The sequence below is a fragment of the Actinoallomurus sp. CA-150999 genome, assembly GCF_050942425.1.
Lineage (GTDB): Bacteria > Actinomycetota > Actinomycetes > Streptosporangiales > Streptosporangiaceae > Actinoallomurus.
In genome coordinates this window covers 4,151,037-4,168,031 of sequence record NZ_CP192063.1, presented here as the reverse complement: position 1 = coordinate 4,168,031, position 16,995 = coordinate 4,151,037, and the positions used below count along the sequence as shown (strand labels likewise).

General features: G+C 65.5%; 21 protein-coding genes and 1 pseudogene. 9 read left to right on the top strand and 13 right to left on the bottom strand.

Annotated features, from left to right (window positions below; translation table 11 throughout):
• Positions 1-63: 63 nt before the first annotated feature.
• Positions 64-474, bottom strand: a complete 411-nt coding sequence (locus ACQP2O_RS19585; RefSeq protein WP_433186887.1) for a nuclear transport factor 2 family protein — start codon at positions 472-474, stop codon at positions 64-66.
• 125 nt (positions 475-599) lie between these two features.
• Here ACQP2O_RS19585 and ACQP2O_RS19580 point away from each other — a divergent pair, with 125 nt between their 5' ends.
• Together ACQP2O_RS19580 and ACQP2O_RS19575 are read left to right on the top strand one after the other, a co-directional pair.
• Positions 600-1,154 carry a MerR family transcriptional regulator gene (locus ACQP2O_RS19580; protein ID WP_433186884.1) on the top strand — a complete coding sequence of 185 codons (555 nt, stop codon included), beginning with the start codon at positions 600-602 and terminating at the stop codon, positions 1,152-1,154.
• Positions 1,151-1,429 carry a GyrI-like domain-containing protein gene (locus ACQP2O_RS19575; RefSeq protein WP_433186881.1) on the top strand — a complete coding sequence of 93 codons (279 nt, stop codon included), beginning with the start codon at positions 1,151-1,153 and terminating at the stop codon, positions 1,427-1,429. Before ACQP2O_RS19580 ends, ACQP2O_RS19575 begins: the two co-directional genes overlap by 4 nt.
• On the opposite strand, the gene ACQP2O_RS19570 is transcribed toward ACQP2O_RS19575, so the two are convergent.
• Together ACQP2O_RS19570 and ACQP2O_RS19565 are read right to left on the bottom strand one after the other, a co-directional pair.
• Entirely contained in the window at positions 1,418-1,522 is a 105-nt protein-coding gene (locus tag ACQP2O_RS19570) for a DUF397 domain-containing protein (RefSeq protein ID WP_433186878.1), read from the bottom strand. The two genes, ACQP2O_RS19575 and ACQP2O_RS19570, sit on opposite strands and share 12 nt — an antisense overlap.
• Complete coding sequence (locus tag ACQP2O_RS19565) at positions 1,510-2,310, bottom strand: helix-turn-helix domain-containing protein (RefSeq protein ID WP_433186875.1); 801 nt, start codon at positions 2,308-2,310, stop codon at positions 1,510-1,512. The genes ACQP2O_RS19570 and ACQP2O_RS19565 overlap by 13 nt, the downstream gene beginning before the upstream one ends.
• Positions 2,311-2,463: 153 nt before the next feature.
• Here ACQP2O_RS19565 and ACQP2O_RS19560 point away from each other — a divergent pair, with 153 nt between their 5' ends.
• The 3 genes and pseudogenes from ACQP2O_RS19560 to ACQP2O_RS19550 form a co-directional block, all read left to right on the top strand.
• Positions 2,464-2,745 carry a hypothetical protein gene (locus tag ACQP2O_RS19560; RefSeq protein WP_433186873.1) on the top strand — a complete coding sequence of 94 codons (282 nt, stop codon included), beginning with the start codon at positions 2,464-2,466 and terminating at the stop codon, positions 2,743-2,745.
• Entirely contained in the window at positions 2,742-3,062 is a 321-nt protein-coding gene (locus ACQP2O_RS19555; protein ID WP_433186870.1) for a hypothetical protein, read from the top strand. The genes ACQP2O_RS19560 and ACQP2O_RS19555 overlap by 4 nt, the downstream gene beginning before the upstream one ends.
• Positions 3,063-3,548: 486 nt before the next feature.
• A pseudogene (locus tag ACQP2O_RS19550) lies at positions 3,549-3,848 on the top strand (DUF4253 domain-containing protein); the annotation flags it as partial.
• A 216-nt stretch (positions 3,849-4,064) separates the two neighbouring features.
• Here the strand turns inward: ACQP2O_RS19550 and ACQP2O_RS19545 are convergent.
• Positions 4,065-4,688 (bottom strand): hypothetical protein, encoded by a 624-nt coding sequence (locus tag ACQP2O_RS19545; RefSeq protein WP_433186867.1) that lies wholly within the window; start codon positions 4,686-4,688, stop codon positions 4,065-4,067.
• Positions 4,689-5,041: 353 nt separating this feature from the next.
• On the opposite strand from ACQP2O_RS19545, the gene ACQP2O_RS19540 reads away from it, so the two are divergent.
• Positions 5,042-5,623 carry a hypothetical protein gene (locus ACQP2O_RS19540; protein ID WP_433186865.1) on the top strand — a complete coding sequence of 194 codons (582 nt, stop codon included), beginning with the start codon at positions 5,042-5,044 and terminating at the stop codon, positions 5,621-5,623.
• A 142-nt stretch (positions 5,624-5,765) separates the two neighbouring features.
• Here the strand turns inward: ACQP2O_RS19540 and ACQP2O_RS19535 are convergent, their stop codons facing one another.
• Together ACQP2O_RS19535 and ACQP2O_RS19530 are read right to left on the bottom strand one after the other, a co-directional pair.
• Positions 5,766-6,269 carry a hypothetical protein gene (locus tag ACQP2O_RS19535; protein WP_433186862.1) on the bottom strand — a complete coding sequence of 168 codons (504 nt, stop codon included), beginning with the start codon at positions 6,267-6,269 and terminating at the stop codon, positions 5,766-5,768.
• 21 nt (positions 6,270-6,290) lie between these two features.
• The gene (locus ACQP2O_RS19530) at positions 6,291-7,088 is read right to left on the bottom strand and encodes an ArsR/SmtB family transcription factor (protein WP_433186859.1); all 798 of its coding nucleotides are present in this window, start codon (positions 7,086-7,088) and stop codon (positions 6,291-6,293) included.
• A gap of 401 nt (positions 7,089-7,489) precedes the next feature.
• Here ACQP2O_RS19530 and rnhA point away from each other — a divergent pair, with 401 nt between their 5' ends.
• Positions 7,490-8,311: a ribonuclease HI gene (gene rnhA / locus ACQP2O_RS19525; protein WP_433186856.1), complete on the top strand. Its 822-nt coding sequence runs from the start codon at positions 7,490-7,492 to the stop codon at positions 8,309-8,311.
• Positions 8,312-8,503: 192 nt separating this feature from the next.
• On the opposite strand, the gene ACQP2O_RS19520 is transcribed toward rnhA, so the two are convergent.
• Both ACQP2O_RS19520 and ACQP2O_RS19515 read right to left on the bottom strand, forming a co-directional pair.
• A complete protein-coding gene (locus ACQP2O_RS19520) occupies positions 8,504-9,451 on the bottom strand; it encodes an aldo/keto reductase (protein ID WP_433186853.1) in 948 nt (315 codons plus the stop codon).
• A gap of 85 nt (positions 9,452-9,536) precedes the next feature.
• A complete protein-coding gene (locus ACQP2O_RS19515; RefSeq protein ID WP_433186850.1) occupies positions 9,537-10,787 on the bottom strand; it encodes an MFS transporter in 1,251 nt (416 codons plus the stop codon).
• An 84-nt stretch (positions 10,788-10,871) separates the two neighbouring features.
• Between ACQP2O_RS19515 and ACQP2O_RS19510 the strand changes: the two genes are divergently transcribed.
• Both ACQP2O_RS19510 and ACQP2O_RS19505 read left to right on the top strand, forming a co-directional pair.
• Positions 10,872-11,459 carry a TetR family transcriptional regulator gene (locus tag ACQP2O_RS19510; protein WP_433186847.1) on the top strand — a complete coding sequence of 196 codons (588 nt, stop codon included), beginning with the start codon at positions 10,872-10,874 and terminating at the stop codon, positions 11,457-11,459.
• Between the two features lie 156 nt (positions 11,460-11,615).
• Entirely contained in the window at positions 11,616-12,137 is a 522-nt protein-coding gene (locus tag ACQP2O_RS19505) for an NUDIX hydrolase (protein ID WP_433186844.1), read from the top strand.
• Here the strand turns inward: ACQP2O_RS19505 and ACQP2O_RS19500 are convergent.
• Genes ACQP2O_RS19500 through ACQP2O_RS19480 form a run of 5 tightly spaced genes read right to left on the bottom strand, consistent with a single transcriptional unit; the run spans position 12,134 to position 16,950 of the window.
• On the bottom strand, positions 12,134-13,156 hold the full coding sequence (locus ACQP2O_RS19500; RefSeq protein ID WP_433186841.1) for a hypothetical protein: 1,023 nt from the start codon (positions 13,154-13,156) through the stop codon (positions 12,134-12,136). The two genes, ACQP2O_RS19505 and ACQP2O_RS19500, sit on opposite strands and share 4 nt — an antisense overlap.
• Complete coding sequence (locus tag ACQP2O_RS19495; RefSeq protein ID WP_433186838.1) at positions 13,147-13,485, bottom strand: PEP-utilizing enzyme; 339 nt, start codon at positions 13,483-13,485, stop codon at positions 13,147-13,149. The genes ACQP2O_RS19500 and ACQP2O_RS19495 overlap by 10 nt, the downstream gene beginning before the upstream one ends.
• Positions 13,478-14,377 (bottom strand): hypothetical protein, encoded by a 900-nt coding sequence (locus ACQP2O_RS19490; protein ID WP_433186836.1) that lies wholly within the window; start codon positions 14,375-14,377, stop codon positions 13,478-13,480. Before ACQP2O_RS19490 ends, ACQP2O_RS19495 begins: the two co-directional genes overlap by 8 nt.
• 34 nt (positions 14,378-14,411) lie before the next feature.
• On the bottom strand, positions 14,412-15,470 hold the full coding sequence (locus tag ACQP2O_RS19485) for a pyruvate kinase (protein WP_433186833.1): 1,059 nt from the start codon (positions 15,468-15,470) through the stop codon (positions 14,412-14,414).
• A complete protein-coding gene (locus ACQP2O_RS19480) occupies positions 15,418-16,950 on the bottom strand; it encodes an FAD-dependent oxidoreductase (RefSeq protein WP_433191070.1) in 1,533 nt (510 codons plus the stop codon). The genes ACQP2O_RS19485 and ACQP2O_RS19480 overlap by 53 nt, the downstream gene beginning before the upstream one ends.
• Between the last annotated feature and the right edge of the window lie 45 nt (positions 16,951-16,995).

The window sequence follows — 16,995 nt, the reverse complement described above, 5'->3', positions numbered from 1 at the left end:
GGTGATGGGCGGCTCCGGGTGGGAGCGCGGCGCCCGCCGGCGGAGCCGCCCGTCGAGCCGGTCCTACTGGGCGGCGAGGGGTTTCACGGTCAGGTGGTAGTCCTGCCGGATCAGGCCGTCTTCATCGAGGATGAGGAAGACACGGGCGGCCCAGGCGGCCTCGTCGCCGCCTGGGGGGATCAATTGAACGGTGAGGGTGACGATGTCGCCATGGACGGTCACGTCATCCGCGGACGTGACGGCGTATTCGCCGCTCTCCACGAATTGCCGGTGGGCCTCGGTGATTCTGGCGTGGAGCTCCTCGTGCCCACGGAACTGCACGCCCTCGACGAACTCCACGCCGCCGGGCGCCCAAAGGCCGGCGATGGCCCTGCGTCGGGATTCGGGGTCGGGTTCGCTCCACACGGCCACGTAGCGGCCGACGATCCGTTCGGGATCGATGGTCGATGTCTTCGCTGCGGTCATTTCCGTCATGGCCGTCCGTCCTTTCCGTCGGCCGATGCGGCCGTGCAGGCAACGTTCACCGCTGCCACAGCGGAAGGGTCAAGCCGGAACGCGGACGGAACTCTCCCCCAAGGGGAGGCCGCACAATGGACCGCATGCTGAGGTACCTGTCCATCGGCGACTTCTCCCGTGCCACCCACATGACGGTGAAGACGCTGCGCCACTATCACCGCATCGGCCTGCTCGAGCCCGCCGCCGTGGACCCGCACACCGGCTACCGCCGTTACACCCCCGAACAGATCCCCACCGCCCAGGTCATCCGCCGCTTCCGGGACCTGGACATGCCGCTGGAGGAGATCCAGGCCGTGCTGACCGCTCCCGACCTGCGAACCCGCAACGACCGGATCGGCGCGCACCTGAAACACCTGGAGGAAGAACTCGGCCGCACCCAGCGCGCCGTCACCTCACTGCGCGACCTCCTGACTCCTCCCCCGGCCGACGTCCCGGCCTGCATCGAGCTGCGCAGTATCCCGGCGACGCCCGCAGCGGCGATCAGCGAGGTCGTCGACGCCCAGGACTCCGTCTCCTGGCTGCAAGGCGCCCTCGGTGAGCTGTACGCGACCCTGACCGCGCAGAACGTGTCACCCGACGGGCACGCCGGAGGCATCTACGCCGACGAACTGTTCACCGACCACCGCGGACAAGAATGATCTTCATCCCCTGCACCGGCGAGATCCGCCCGGTAGGCCGGGTCACCTCCCTGGTCGTGCCACCGGCCGAACTCGCGGTCATCACCCACGCGGGACCACCCAGCGACGCCGACCGTGCCTACGGCACCCTCGCCTCGTACGTGACCCGCCATGCCCTCGCCGTCGCCGGCCCCATCCGCGAGTACTACCTCATCGGCCAGCGCGACACCCCCGACACCTCCGAGTGGCGCACCGAGATCGGCTGGCCGGTCTTTCAAACAGGCTCAGGCACCTGACACCGAACGCCCGTTCTCAACGACAGCAACCTCGACACACTGATGGTCATTCGAGCCGCTATAGGATGACCGTCGCCATCTCAGACTTCCCATTCTTTGAGCACCTTCTCAATCAATTCCAGCGAGCCATTGGCCGACAACGCTGATTCTCTGATGTCTTCCCAAACCTTGTTGATCTGTACAAGCTCATCCCCTCCTTCGATGATGCGCCCAGCCAGAGCATCGTCGAGGTTCGCGATCTCCGCCCCATCCATCCTAACGATCATGAATGGAGTCCCTGCGTAGTACTCGGTGCCCGAAGGCACGATCTTGATGACGATGTTGCGCCAGTTCGCCAGGTCATGCAACCGCTTAAGTTGCTCGACCATGACCTCGCGCCCGCCGAACAGCCGGTGAAGTGCATATTCATCGATCACGAAGATGCACATCGGAGGGTTCTCATCATCGAGGATCGTTTGCCGCTCGATCCTGCGACGTACGCGCTCTTCGATGGCGAACGGGGAGTGCCGGTTCTGCTGCAGCACCGCGCGTGCGTAGTCGGGTGTTTGCAGCAGTCCAGGGATCACTGACGAATCGAAGCTCTGAAACAGGTTCGCGTGCGCTTCGGCGACCAGCCATCGACCGTTCCACTCCGAAGGCGTCTCGCGAGTGACCCATTTTTGGAAGTAGCGGGCGAGGTAGCCGTTCGTTCCTAGCACCTGATCGCAGCGCTCCACATCTTCCAAATGCGGGGTACGGCGGCCGTTCATCCACTGGCTCACGGTGGAGGGCGCGACGTGCAGGGTTTCGGCGAGCTGTTTGCCGGCTAGGCCAGCCGCTTCACAGGCGTAGGCCAGCTCCCTACCCCACGCGTCGAGCGCTGTCTCTCGTTTCGGTGCCATTGGGGGTTCACATCCTCATGTGAATGGCTCTCGGGACTTCACGCACGAGCGACGGGGCCTTAGCCCTTCACAGCTTAATCCCTCACCGCCACGCTGTGTAGCACCAACATCACGCTAGGAGATTAGTCAATGAGGCCGCACACGAGCGAAGAGATGAGCGCATTCGCGAAGTGGCTCACGCAGGCCTGCCAGGAGGCAGGGATGCGTGCGGAGCAGTACGGGGCAAAGGTCCGGATTATCGCGAGCTCCCACTTTCTCACCGAAGAGGTCGAATGCCGCCCCGACAGCGACGGAGACCTCCGATGGTGGTGGTCCTGGGGCAAGCCGATCGCCGCCGGAAACGACTCCGCGCGCATCCTCACCCCGGGCGAGGTCGACGATCTCGTGGACGCCATCGCCCGCGTCGTCGCCGTACCGATCAGGCGGCGGCCATGACCGAACCCCAGGAGGTGACCGACCCGATCGCCCGGGCGACCCTGGAGTCGGTCCGGGCGTTCAATGCCGCCATCGACCGGCTCGGGCTGCGCGCGATGACGGCGGCGTGCGAACTCACCCAACTCGACCGCCTTATCCGTAAATATCCGGAAGCAGCGCGTAAGAGCCTCCAGCTCCGCGATGATTGGGCCGCAGCGAGCGACAACAACGCTGGGGACGCCCGGCCGGCCGAGCAGCATGATCAAACCGGTGAACGTATGTGGTCACAGCACAAGATTGCGGTGCGTCGGGATCAGCACGACCATGATCGCCCATGACCGTATTCGATGTGCCCGAAGGCCTGAGTGGCCGTCTGATCACGCCAGAACCCACACTGTTCGGCGCTCCGCCGCCGACCGAACCGGTGTTGTGGATCACCGACGACCTGCTGCATGAGGATGAGGCCGGCCGCCTCTGGGCCGACCTTCTTTCGCGCCATCACGAGACCGGCCAGTGGCCGCTGCTGCTGGGCAACCACGATCACCATGGCAGGCCATGGCACGTGGGCGAACTCAACGTTCTCTCGCCGAGCGGGGTGGACGAGGTGAACGTGAGCGACTGGCTCGCCGAAGGCTGGTCCGAGGCGTTCAACGAAGAGTTCCGCGAGGAGGACGAGGAACCCTTCCCATTCGACGTGTGGCCCGGGCGGGCTCCCGCGAGCGAGCCAGGAGCAGACCCCGACCAGCGAGCAGTCGAGTTGGCGACCGGCCCCGGCATCCGCGACACTCGCCTACACCGGCCACGCCCCCTTTCTAGGCCTTGTCCGCGCACGCGACAGCGCCGAGGCCGTCCTCGCCTCTGGCTGGGTCGCGGACGTCCAGCACGAGGCGATTACCGCCGTGCTCCGCACCTGGCAGGAACGGTTCGGCATACGGGTCTGCTCCCTAGGCTTCGACAGTCTCAACGTCACTGTCGCGTGGCCGCCGCGCACCCTCGAACACGCCCGCCGCGTCGCAGCCGAGCACTACGCCTTCTGCCCCGATCACACGCAACAGGACTTCGAGTTCGAGGAGTATGCGGAGGCCATCATGGGCGCCCCCGTCTGGTCGTTCTGGTGGGACTGATCGAGCCAAGTCCGGAATAAACCATGCGCGCACCGGAACGACGTCAACACCTCGATCGTCGAAGTCCACATGTCCCGACGGACCGCAATATCCATTGCGTTGTTGGCCGCTACCGCTCTCTCCGGCACGGGCCGCTCACCGGCACGCCCCGATGATCCGGTGCTGCCGTACCGCACAAGGTGACCGTATCGGCGCGGCAGGCGGACGGCGCCCCCGTCAGCTGGTGTAGAGGTCTGGCGGGCAACTGTCGCCCATGGGTTGGCTGACACGGAACTTGACCGGGTCAAAGGCTACTGAATATTCCTTTTCACCCTCTCCGCCCTCTTCTCGGACAACTATCGTACTCACGCCAGCGAACCGTACCGATCCCAGCCGATGGTCACCGCTGTCGGACAGGCAGCCAAGATACTTTCGCTTACTGAAAAAACCCTCCGTCGTTTGCAGGTACAGGCCATCCGGTCGATCGGTCATGGTTGCTGATCGACGGTCGGCGTAGTACAGAACGACGACGAACTGGCCGTTGGAGGACACCGCCGCCACCCTCTGCTCGTTCGAGTAATCCACAAGCATCGTGGTGAGCAGGCACCAAGCAATGCTCGCGAGTCCCGCCAGCACCGTACCGCCGGCACAGCACGCCAGTAGCCGGCGCCGGGCGTCACGCCCCGCGATCGCCAGCCGCACACCTGCGACGCTGAGCAGGCCGAATCCGACTGCTGCCAGCAAGCACCAAAGCCAGAGCCAGTCGCCGAGGCCGATGAAACCGTAGGGGTTGATCATCGCCGACCCTGCGGTGATGACCAGCAGACCACCGAGCGCGATCAAGAGATAGGTCCATCTCATCCCGGCATGATCGCGCATTCCGTGACAACATCTCGCGCGCAACGACCTTGACGATCTGCCGTCGGACGACCAACCAAGCGGAGGCCATCATGGGCGCCCCCGTCTGGTCGTTCTGGTGGGACTGATCCGGCCAGGTCCGGAATAAACCATGCACACACCGGAACGACGCGAACACCTTGATCGTCGAAGTCCACATGTCCCGACGGACCGCAATATCCATTGCGTTGTTGGCCGCCGCCGCTCTCTCCGGCACGGGCTGCTCACCGGCACGCCCCGGTGATCCGGTGCTGCCGGATCACGCCGCAGCCTGCGCGACACGGTCACCGAAACCCACCCCCCGTCCCAGCCCCAGCGTGACGAAGCTGGCGTGGCGGGCCGAGGAGACCTCGGACGGTGCCGTTCGGATGACGGTCGGCGACGTCGATGCGGCGCCACGGACCTCCGGGGCTCGACGAAGAGCGGACTTCCGCCACCCGTGGAACCCGAACGACTGCGACGACGTACGGATCGTGCGGGTCAAGGGCTGGTGGTGCACCACTACCGTGGACAAGATCCAGGAGTCGGGAGAGATCGTGGTCGGCGGCGGCAGGTCACGCGCCCGAATTCATGGTGCGGGCTTTTCGACCCGATGCTCCGGCCGCCCGCACCGGATGCGCCAGCGGTACGAGATCCAGCGGGACAGCTGGAACGGCATGCGTCCCTACGCCCCTCTGCAGGAGACACGCTGGACTGCGGATCAGAACCAGACGGGTCAGCCGATCTCCGTGGGGTGTCCACGCGGAAGGGTCGGAACGTACACCTATCGCCTGGCGGTCGCGATCGAACTCGATGATGACCGTCTTCCCATCGGGGGCACGGCCGACGACTCACCGGTCGGAGACTCCCCCGCGACCAGCCCGGTCATCCGCACCAGCTGCGGTACCGGCGACAGCTGACCGCCATCGCACTGTCCGCCGTCCGTCTCCGTACCGCCCGGAGTCCTGGACCGGTGCGCGCCGTCGGCCCGGGTCAGTGCCGCTCCGCGTGAAGCAGCGCGGGGGCACTGAGCCCACGAGCGGACCGGCGTCCGGAGGAAGGTCACGCTACGGCTTCGGCACCTTCCGGGAGCAGGGCCAGGAGTTGTTCCGTGTGGCCGGGCAGTTCCGCTTCTGCGAGGCCCGTGATGAGGTCCCTCAGCGATATGCACTGATCGGCCAGAACTCTGCCGTTGGAGAAGAGCCGGGTGGGGACCAGGGTGTCGAGTTCGGCGTCGCTGAGCGTCGGTCCGCCGAGCGCGCAGAGGGCGTCCGCCTGAGTGCGGATGCGGTCCCGAAGTCCCGCGTTGCCGCCGGTGAGCGTGATGACGCGTTCGATGGTCCAGGCGTCGAGCGCCGTGCGGTTGTCGTACGTCGTGTTCGTTCCCGAGGCGATCGAGGTGACGGCGGCGAGGGTGGCGGCGTTGATGAGGGTGACGTGCGCCAGGATCTGGTCGGCGTTCCATTCGCCGGCCGGCGGGACGGGGCTCGTACCGGAGTCGGCCACGGTGGCGGCGGCGTCCAGCAGCGCGCGGTAGGCATCCCGAAGCGGGGCGGTGTCCATCATGTCTTCTCTCGTAACGCAGTCTCAGGCGTGCGCGCTGGACATCTCCCATGGTGCCTGCGGGAGGACGTCGCCGGTCTCGAGGAGCGACTTGAGGTTCGCCAGCACGGCCGGCCAGCCCTGCGAGATACCACCGAGCATCTCCAGGTTGGGGAGCTTCTCGTGGGTCACGGTGAGGCGGATGATGTCCTGGTGCGGCTCGACGAGGAAGGTGACGACCGACGGCTCTCGCTCGGCGTCGGGTGCGTCCTCGAAGGTGATGACCAGGCGCGTCGGGGGCTCGCTTTCGAGCACTCGACCCACGACGTCGACGGCGCCTGATCCGTCGACGCGCCGGTGCTCCCAGGGCGAGCCCGGCTGCCAGTCCGAGACGTTGGCGTGTCCCCAGTAGCGCGCCGTCAGGTCGGCGTCGGTCAGCGCCTTCCACACCTGCTCCGCGCTCGCCCGGATGTAGGTGACGTAGACGTAGGTCGGCACGGTGGTGGGTGCGTCGGTCATGGCGTACTCCTCTGCTTGGTTCTTGATGGCGCTGATCGCCTGCAGGCGGGGCTTGTCGAACTCCGAGATCCAGCGCTCCTCGATCTCGTGGATCGGCGCCGGGTTGAGGTAGTGGAGCCGCTCCCGCCCGCGCCGTACGACGGTCACGAGGTTGGCGCGCTCGAGGATGTCGAGATGCTGTGTCGCCGACTGGCGCGCCATGTTCAGCCGCTCGCACAGCTCGCGCAACGTCTGGCCGTTGTGCTCGCGCAGACGGTCGAGCAGGAGTCGTCGGGTGGGATCGGCCAGCGCTTTGAAGACCGAGTCCATCGCTTCGAGGCTCACGAGACCATTATGCAGGTAAATACCTGCATAATCCAACCCCTACAAGCACGCGCCGAGGACACGGCGGCGCCCGGGTCTTCGCGGACGGCCCCGAGTTGATCGCGGCGGCCGACGTCGACGCGGTGCTCGCCACCTCTTGGGGTCCCACGCACGCGGCTCTCTACGTACCTCGGGGAGGTCGGGGCGCCTGTGCGGAGTTCGTTCGGTGGGGCGTGGGACACCGATCACGCAGCCGGCCGAGCCGCATGGGGGATCACCTAGCGGCTCAAGGGCCTTCCGGCCGAGGACACCGATGCCGCCCCGGCCGTGGAGTGTCCACGGCTCCCCTGCCGGGGGCGATCGCTTCCCACGTGATGGAGATCGCGGGAGACTGTGGTGGCCGAGAAGGGGGGCCGTAGGTGATGTCTGAGGTCGTGGTCATTCACACCGATGGCGGCTGCGTTCCGAATCCGGGCGTCGGCGGCTGGGGGGCGGTCTTGCGCTCTGGTCCGCACGTCCGTGAGATTCGCGGTGGCGAAGAGGAGACCACGAACAACCGGATGGAGTTGCGGGCGGCCATAGAGGCACTTGAGTGCCTGAAGCGTCCGTGCAAGGTGCGGCTCTGCACCGACAGTCAGTACGTTCGCCAAGGAATCACCAAATGGGTGGTGCGTTGGAAGCGCAACGGGTGGATCGCTTCTAACAAGCAGCCGGTGAAGAATGCCGACCTTTGGCGCCGCCTCGAGGCCGCATGTGAACGCCACGAGATCATCTGGGAGTGGGTCAAGGGCCATGCGGGCATCCCTGACAACGAGCGCGCCGACGAGCTCGCGGCTCAGGGGCGCGAAGAGATCCAAGCCGAGTTGCTCACCCAAGACTGGGGCCCTCGGGCCGAGGAGTATCGCGACGACCTTCTCGGAGATCGTGAGGTGGAATCACAAGGCGGTGTTCCATCTGCGGGTCCGCCAGTACGCCGGGCCGAGGAGCGATGCATCCACGACATGATCGTCGGTCAGTGCGGGGAGGTCCAATGCTCACCCGTCCCCCGCGGGCTCACGGCACACGTTTACATCACGGCCGGTGGAAGGAGCTTGCACCGGACGCCTGACTGTCCAGCACTACTCGACGGCCAGCGCTACGCCGAAAGGCTCGGTCAGGAACTCCACGATCCTGTCCGAACACCGCTGACAGTCGCACAGAGCCGCAGATACGCACCCTGCGAGCGCTGCTTCCCCAACGCATAGCACCGGCAGTCGATGCTCGCAACAGCGAGGCTGCTCATCGGTCGAGGCTTGCGACGTACTGAAACCGCCGATGGGTGGAATCTCCTTGGTCGCGGCCATCAGCGCCGGTGAGAGTGAGGTCGGTCGTGGGGTGAGCGTGGTCGGTGCCGGGAGCATGATCCACGCTACCGACACCGTGGCCACGGTCACGGGTTACGCCGGTACGCGAGCGGAGACCTCGTCGAGCGCCTTCAACTCGTCCTCGTCGAGCTCCACCTCGACCGACGCCACCAGAGCCGGAAGCTGGTCGACGGTCCGGGCGCTGGCGATGGGGGCCACCACGTTGGGACGCTGTCGCAGCCAGGCGAGGGCGATGGTGGCGGGCTCGGCACCGCGGGCCGTGGCGATGTCGCGCAGGGCCTCCACGACTGCGAGTCCCGCGTCGGAGAAGTAGGCGTTGGCCATCTGCTCACGCGATGCGCCCTTGAGGTCGGCCCTGGTCCGGTACTTGCCCGTCAGGAATCCGCTGGCGAGCGCGAAGTACGGGATGACGGCCAGGTCCTCGTCGGCCGCGACGGGGGCGATGTCGCGCTCGTAGGCGGAGCGCTTGACGAGGTTGTAGTGCGGCTGCAGCGCGACGGGGAGCTCGTAACCCTCGCGCCGCGCGATGTCGATCCATTCGCGGATGCGTTCGGCGCTGTAGTTGGACACGCCGACCGCCCGTACCTTTCCCTTCTTGACGAGGGCGTCGAAGGCGCCCACCGTCTCGGCGAGCGGGGTGTCGGGGTCGTCGAAGTGGGCGTAGTACAGGTCGATGTGGTCGGCCTTCAGTCGCTTGAGGGAGGCGTCGGCGGCGGCTGCCACATTCGCCGCCGCCAGTCCGCGGAAGTCGGGGTGCCGGCTGACCTTGGTGGCCACGATGACCTGGTCCCGGTTCTTCCGGTCGGCCATCCAGTCGCCGATGACGGTCTCGGATTCGCCGCCGGAGTTGCCCGGTACCCAGGCGGAGTAGCCGTCGGCGGTGTCGATGAGGTTTCCACCGGCGGCGACGAAGGCGTCCAGGACCTGCCGGGACGAGGTCTCGTCGCTGGTCCACCCGAAGGTGTTGCCGCCCAGTGCGAGCGGGAAGACCTCGATGCCGCTGTGTCCGAGTGGGGTCATGACTGCTCCTTTCGAGGCGCGTGAGACGCACCGTGTACGGGGACTTCGCGGCGCGTTCGCCACGGTCGCGACTGCGGGCTGCCGTTCACCCGGGCTCGTGCAGGACGCCGGTGTGCTCGGTCGCCGGAGCGTCGCGATCGCGGGGCGGGTGTCCGCGCGCGTACCGCATGGCGTGGGCCCATACGGCAAGGGCGAGGGTGATCAGGACGACGCCCTGGAGCGCCACGGCGGGCATGCCGCCGCGGCCGTAGGCGACCGGCCCCGCGTACGCGCCGAAGGAACCGCCGAGGAAGACGAACACCATGAACAGCGTGTTCGCCTGGGCCGCGGCACCGGGGTTGGTGACCAGTACGCGGCTCTGGTTGCCCGCCTGCATCGACTGGTTCGCCAAGGTGATCAGGAACGTCGTGACCCCGAACAGCCAGATGCGGCGTGAATCGACGACGGACAGCGCCGTCGCCGCGAGCAGCAGGCCGGCGAACGCGCCGGTGACCGGCAGGGCGCCGAAGCGGTCCACGAGCCGCCCGCCCAGCGGTGTGACCAGTCCGGCGGCGAGTCCGACGAGCCCGAACAGCCCCGCCTCCAGGACGCTCCAGTGGAACGGCCCCGTGGTCAGGTGCAGGGCCATGACCGTCCAGATGGAGTTGAACGTGGCGAACCCGAAGAACTGCATCGCGGAGCTCTGCCGCAGCGTCGGGCTGGAGCGGACGAGCGCGAGCGTCGATCCCAGGAGCCGCCCGTACGAGCTGCCCGTGGCCGACAGGGGCACCTCCTGACGCATGGCCACGCGCAGGAACGGCAAGGTCATGATGACGAGCGCCGCGAAGACGACCAGGACCCACCGCCAGCCGATCGCGCCCACGAGGACGCTCGCGACGACGCGGCCGCCGAAGATCCCGCACAGCAGGGCGCCGACCAGCGCGGCGGTCGTGGTGCCCCTGCGGTCGGCGGGGGCGAGCTTCCCGGCCGCCGGGATGATCAGTTGGGCGATGTTCGCCACGAGCCCGACGACGGCGAACCCGAGCGCCACGGTGGCCACGCTCGGCAGCGCGGCCGTCACCACGAGCGCCGCCGCCAGCGCGGTCACCTGCACGGTGATCTGCCGGCGGGGCTGCACGCGTTCGGAGAGCGGGACCAGGAAGAGGATGCCGACGGCGTACCCGACCTGCACGGCGGTCGCGATGACGCTCACCGATCGCACGGGGGCCGCGAGGGAACCGGACAGTGCCACCAGCATCGGCTGCGGCAGGTAGATGACGCTCACCGCGACCGCCGCCGCGACGGACATCACCGCCAGCCGAACGGACCAGGGCCAGCTGCGCGGTTGGTTCTCCATGCCCCTCCTCCCAAAATTTCTAACTGGTTAGTTATAATCTTTCTCCCGTCCACCCCTGATCGCAACCTTGAGAGGATGTGACCCGTGCCTCCTTACAACCGAGCCGAGACCACCCGCCGGATCTTCGAGGCCGCGGTGAAGGAGTTCTCCGCGCAGGGAGTCTCAGGTGCGCGGGTGGACCGGATCGCGCAACTGGCGGACAGCAACAAGGCACTCATCTACAGCTACTTCGGCAACAAGGAGCAGTTGTTCGCCGCCGTCCTACAGAGCCGGCTCACCGACCTGGCCGAGGCGGTCGCGCTGGATCCCGACCGAGTGGGCGACTACATCGGTGAGTTGTTCGACTTCATGACGTCCAACCCGGACGTGCTGCGGCTGGTCCAGCATGAGGCCTGCCACTTCGCGGTCGGTGACGTGCCGCACCGCGGCCCTCGCCAAGCGCACTACGAGGAGAAGGTCGCGGCCGTCCGTGCGGCACAGGAGGCCGGCACGGTCGATCCCCGCCTGGACGCGCGTTTCGTGGTGATGAGCCTCATCAGCCTGGTGAGCTGGTTCGTGGCGGCCCCGCAGATCACCGACATGGTGGTCGGAGACCCTGGGGACCCCGATCTGCGTCGCCGCTACCGCAGCCACCTCGTGGACATGGCGCACCGGATGCTCACCCCCGGGTGACGCGCCTCACGCGTACGGAACCGTCCGCCGATACCGGCGATCGGCAAGATTCGAACGCTCAGGAAAATCCCCGGCGCCTCTTTGCCACCCGGGATTTATCACCCTCGGTAAACTGGCCCGACCCAGACCCGATAGACTCCCGAAACAGGAGACACGATGGCAAAGCAGACAGTGTTTTCCGGGAAGATATTCTCCATCGTATGGGACGAGCGCCTCAATCAGGACGGGTCGACGAGCGTATTCGAGACCGTTAATGCACCTGACGTCGTGCGGGTCTATCCGGTACGCGGGGACTCGATCTGGCTGATCCGAGAATACCGGAGGGAGCTCGATCGAGACATTCTCCGCACCGTCAGCGGACGGATCGAACAAGGAGAATCCCCAGAGCAGGCCGGCCGGCGGGAGCTCCGCGAAGAGCTCGGCGGGATGACGACGAGCATGACAACGTTCGCCACATCGCGCCCCATCCTGAAAGTCGATTCCGTCGTTCATCACGTCCTCGCCGACATGCCCGAGATCGGTCCTTCGAGTCCCGAGCCGGACGAGCGCATTCGCCCGGCCGTCTACCAGATCGAGCAACTTGAGTCACTGGTATGGGAAGGTCACATAATCGAGGACGTCATCGCGATGCAGTTGCTCCGGATAGCACGGGACCCGGCAATGCTGCGATTCGGTTAGACGGCCGTCGACCGCCACGAGGAGCGCAGATCGTAGTATTCGACCAGCCGGGGCAGCGGGCTGTCGATCTTGAAGTCGAACGGCGGCTCGAGCGGCCCCGCCTTCGCGGCGGCGCCCGGCACGACCTTCAACACCCGCTCCGCAACGCCGATCATGGTCGACCTCATCGCTTCGGCGAGACGTCGATCACTCGCCTCATCGATGCGATCCAGCACCGCCCTCGTGAGCGCCTCGAACCTACTGCGCAATGCCATGATCTCCCGCGTGTTCAGTCGGACGCGGCCTGCATCCGCATATCTCGCGTAGACCACTGATCCGATGCAGTCCGTCAGCGGGTCGAATGAGAACACCGGGTTCGCGAACATGTCGTACGAGAACACTGGCCGGGTTCGTGCGTCGTAAAAGCTCCAGAGCGTTACCTCTTCCGGCATGTCCGGAGGCCGCGGCACTTCCGGCCACACATCGCAAAGGTCGAGGTTAACGATGTGCCTGCAGGAGACCGCCAGGTCCGGAGAGATCTCGTAAGGGCCGTGACGTTCCGTCAGCAACCGGTGGCAGAAGAAGTACACCGCCTCTCCTAAGGCGAACGCCTGGCCCCCCAGCAGGAACGTCTGCGCAAGATGGTCCTTGTCCGATCGGAAGATCCCCGCCAGAACGTCCTGCCCGCCTACCAGGCTCTTCCAATCCCGCAGGTGGATCGGGCCGGTCGGCAGCAACGACCCTCCCCTGCTCACCGCCACGTGGCCGAGGAGCGTTTCGGCCAGGCGTAGTCGGTCATCTCGCTGCCATTGGACGCGGCGTACCCCGTGGATCAGATAGAGGTAGAGACAGAGCACGGAAGTCGGATTCAACGAGCTCTCCGCGCTGCACTTCGGACTCCGAAGGGAGTCGAGCAGCACGTGGCTCGATGGAAAGGACAACGCCGGTATACCGCGCGGCCAGAACCCGTTGTTGTCCTTGACCGCGAGACTGGCCTGCATACCCTCGCGGAAGTCCGCCAGCAGGTCCGCTACAGCCATACGCCGATCACGGCGCTCTCGTGCGGCCGCAACGCCACGAGCGTGGCACCTTCCAGGCGGTGAATCTCCGACACGCCGATCAGACAGGGCAGGCCCATCTCACGCGCCAGTATCGGGATGTGCGCGGTGAGACCTCCCGACTTACATATCAGGCCCGCGCACTTCGTCATGAGCGCGGCGACGCCGGGACCGATCGTTCCCGAGATCAGTAAGACGCGCCCCACGGCGTCGACGCCTGCGAGGTCGTGCCGCACGACGAGGGGTGATCCCGCGCCGGGAATCGGCGTCACCGCGACCGCGGTCAGGCGGATCGACCGCCTGTCAGGCATCGGGCGCTCCACGTTTGACGGCGTTCTCCACGTCAAGCGTGGTCGAGATCCGGTAGACCTCCGACCGTCTCAGCGTCGCATCGAACTGATCGACGAAGAAGCGGAACCATGCCGCGTCGGCGGTGGCATGGACGACGAATGTGGTCTGGCGGGACTTCTCCGGGTGGTACAGCTCGACATAACAGACGCCGTCGCTGTCGTCGGGATCAAGGATCAGCATTCCGTAGCTGGGTAGGACACGATGCAGTCCTAGGTGAAAACTGCTTCCCTGCTGCAGGCCGCTCGCGAGTAACTGCAGGTTGAGTTCCGTCGACTTGAGGATGGCATCGATGTACTCGTACTTGACATCCTCCCGGAACGTCAGTTCGTCCTTGAGGCGCACCTTGCAGGGATCGATTATCAGGATCCGCACGTCGGCGCCATGCGATATCGCGATGTTGAGATCGTGAAGCTGCTGCCGAAGGCTCGATCGCAGCGTTACTCCACTCCAGTAGATCTTCTCCGCATGCATGATCCTCTCTCGGGGGACCTCCGGCCGCTCCACCAGCAATTGCGTCGCGCTGGCGCCGAGACGCAGAGCGCTGACCGACAGTCCAAGAGTTCTTACCTGCTGCTGGAGGGCGACGATGCCGACGGCCACGCCGTCCGTCGAGGAGTTCGTCCTCTCCACGGTCGTGGTGATCTTTCGGAGCCGAACCTGACGATCGATGAAGAGTTCGAGCGAATTCAATCCGATCAGGCCGACCACCACCGACAACAACGCCGGGACGTCTTTGGATGAGAACCCCGTTATCTGGCCTTTGATCAGAAAGTAAAGCGCGACCGCCACAGTAGCAAGGTCGACCAGATTGTCCCGTAGAAAGCGTAGCCCACCTGCAATGGCGCTCTTCATCGACGTCGTCTACTCCATTACACACGCCACCCGTTCAGAGCGGCCGGTTCGACCGGTGCCCTTCAGAGACGTTGTCCATGGCGAATCGGAAGTCACTCAGCGCGGTCTCGAGTTCTTGGAGTGACTGACGCCCATGCTGGTCCGGCCGGCCTCCACTGATGAGGAAGTTGCGGATCCCGCGACGCCAGTAATACCAGAGGTCGGTGAGGTCGGCGATGGTCGGGCTGCCCTGCAGCCGTACGCCATCGAATATTCCGGTGGCGAGGATGACGTCGCGCCCGCGTTCCTGAGCCCTCTCGATGATCTGGTCGAGCGCGGCGGGCACCAGGTCCGTCCCGATGGAGAGGGACAGGTCGCCTCGCGCCAGCATGACGTAGTCGGCCGCGTCGATGATCTCCGCTCGATTGACGACGCCGAGCCTCGTCTCGATCTTGGCCGCGATCACGGCATTGGGCAGCATCTGGCGGAGTCGATTGATCGGCTCTGCGGATTCGACCATCGAGACCGCGATCTTGCCATCCCGGAACGGCGATGCCGCCACCGCATCGACCATCGCCAGGTCGCGCTCGGAGAGTGCCTGATACCGCACGTCCGTATCGGGGAGCAGCATTGAGCGGTTCGGGGAGAGCAGAGCCTCCGGGCGGGTCGCCTCCGCCAGGATCCCGGTCGGCAATATCTCCAGAACCCGTAGCTCTGTCGCTCCATCAGAGATCAGCATGCGGTCGCCTTGACGCAGCAACTCTCGGTGATCCAGCAGCCCTACCGTGGGGACGCGCATGCTGCTGTGCAGGGCGTCGGTGGAGGCCGCCTCATCGACGAGCAGCACCGTCATGCCCTGGTAGACCGTGAATTCTTCGAATTGCATGCCCATACGGGGACGCTCGCCGGGGAGGTCTATCATCAGCTCGAAATCCTTGCGGACGGCCTTACCCGCATCCTGCAAGGCCTGCGCGAGCGAAACGTAAATCGCCGGAGCTATCCCCTTTGCGATGAATCGCACATACGAAGCCCCCGAGCGCGCGAAAGTCGCAACGCTCGCCTCATTCGTCGTGGCAATGTTCAGGCTGATGCCGGTGATGCTCGGACCATTCATTGATCAACACCTCACCATCTCGCAGCCAATTGGCTTGGATGAGCCCATGAATCACTTCGTCGAATGGATTATCGTGCATGGTTCGATCCAGTGCAATGGCGGCAAGAAAATCGCCGGCGAGCTGCACTAGGGTCAATTTTCCGGGATTCAGGTTATAGAATCCGGGTGCCACCTCTTTGACGCAGAATGAGCGGATATGGACTGGACTGTCCGGGTCGGGAAGATCTGCCCGGCCGACGGTGACCACGGTGGAGAAATTCAACCCCGTCGCAGCCGCCGCCTTGAACTCGGGGACGAGTTCCGCGTAGTCACTGACGACCTCTTGGGCGAGCGCATGCCGTGCGGCGACGGCGACCGCTCTCGCCGGCGCCCCTTGCCCGGCGTTTCGCAGCGCGATCTCGAGTGCGTCGCGGGCACGGGTGCAGCCGGTGGTTCCCGCCGCGTTGTTCGGCTCGTCCGCGAGTCTGGACAGCGCGTCGATGCCCGCCGCACCGTAGAGGCCCTCGTGCAGGAGCGTACGCCAGCTACGAGGTATGCGGTCCGCACGCGCGAAGGCGAAGTTGGATATCGCCTCGGAGGTCACGATGGCCAGGCCGTTTCCGGCATTCGTGTGATTGCCGAAGACTCCCCGATGGAAGTAGAAGCTCGGGGCCGCGGCCAACTTCGGCGGCATCCGCGCAGTGACGAAAAGTTTCAGACGAACGGTGTCCCGGCTCCCCGAATCGGGCGCGACCATGCTCGCCAGCCTCGGAATGTCATGCCATGTGGCGTTGACCACCAGGTCAAAGTTCTCCCGGGTCGTCCTCCCATGCCGCGCTCGCATCCATACCTGATACTCGTCCCCGACACGATCGATCCGCGTGACGTAGGTGTTCATGCGGATATCGGCCGGGTTATCGGACTGCTTAAGCCGCGCTGTCACAACTCGACGCAGGCGCGCCAAGTCGATCACACTCTCCCTGGAGGAGTAGCCCGCCACGGCCGCATCAGGTGCGACATGTGCTCGTAATACAGACTCAGGAAGGCGGGCGTGCCTGGCGGCGGCCTCGCCGAATAGCGCGTCGACGGAGTCATCGATCCGCGCCAGGAAGCGATGAAAGACGCGAAGCCCCGCAAGATGCTCGTCGTATGCCGCCACCGAAGTCATGGAATCTGGCGGCAAGAACTGCCACCAAACAGCATCACGAGACGAAAGGAAGGGGAACTTCCGAGCCATCTGGAGCGCACCCAGAAAACAGAGACGGCCCGTGTTCAACGCTGTTTCGTCTTGAGAGGAGACGATGTCCGCACTGTAATGCTCACCTAAGTGCAGCCGTCTGCCATTGCGTCCCGAAGCTCCGGTAAGAAGACCAGACGCCTTGTCAACGAGGGTGACCCTTGCGCCGGCGTCGGCCAATGACAATGCCGCGAACGCGCCTGCACCTGCGCCGATGACGAGCGTACGCCTGTGTCGACCAGCACTGCTCGCCCGTGCACACATCACACCTATCGACTCCACCCGGATACTTGTCGACAGAAGTCAAAA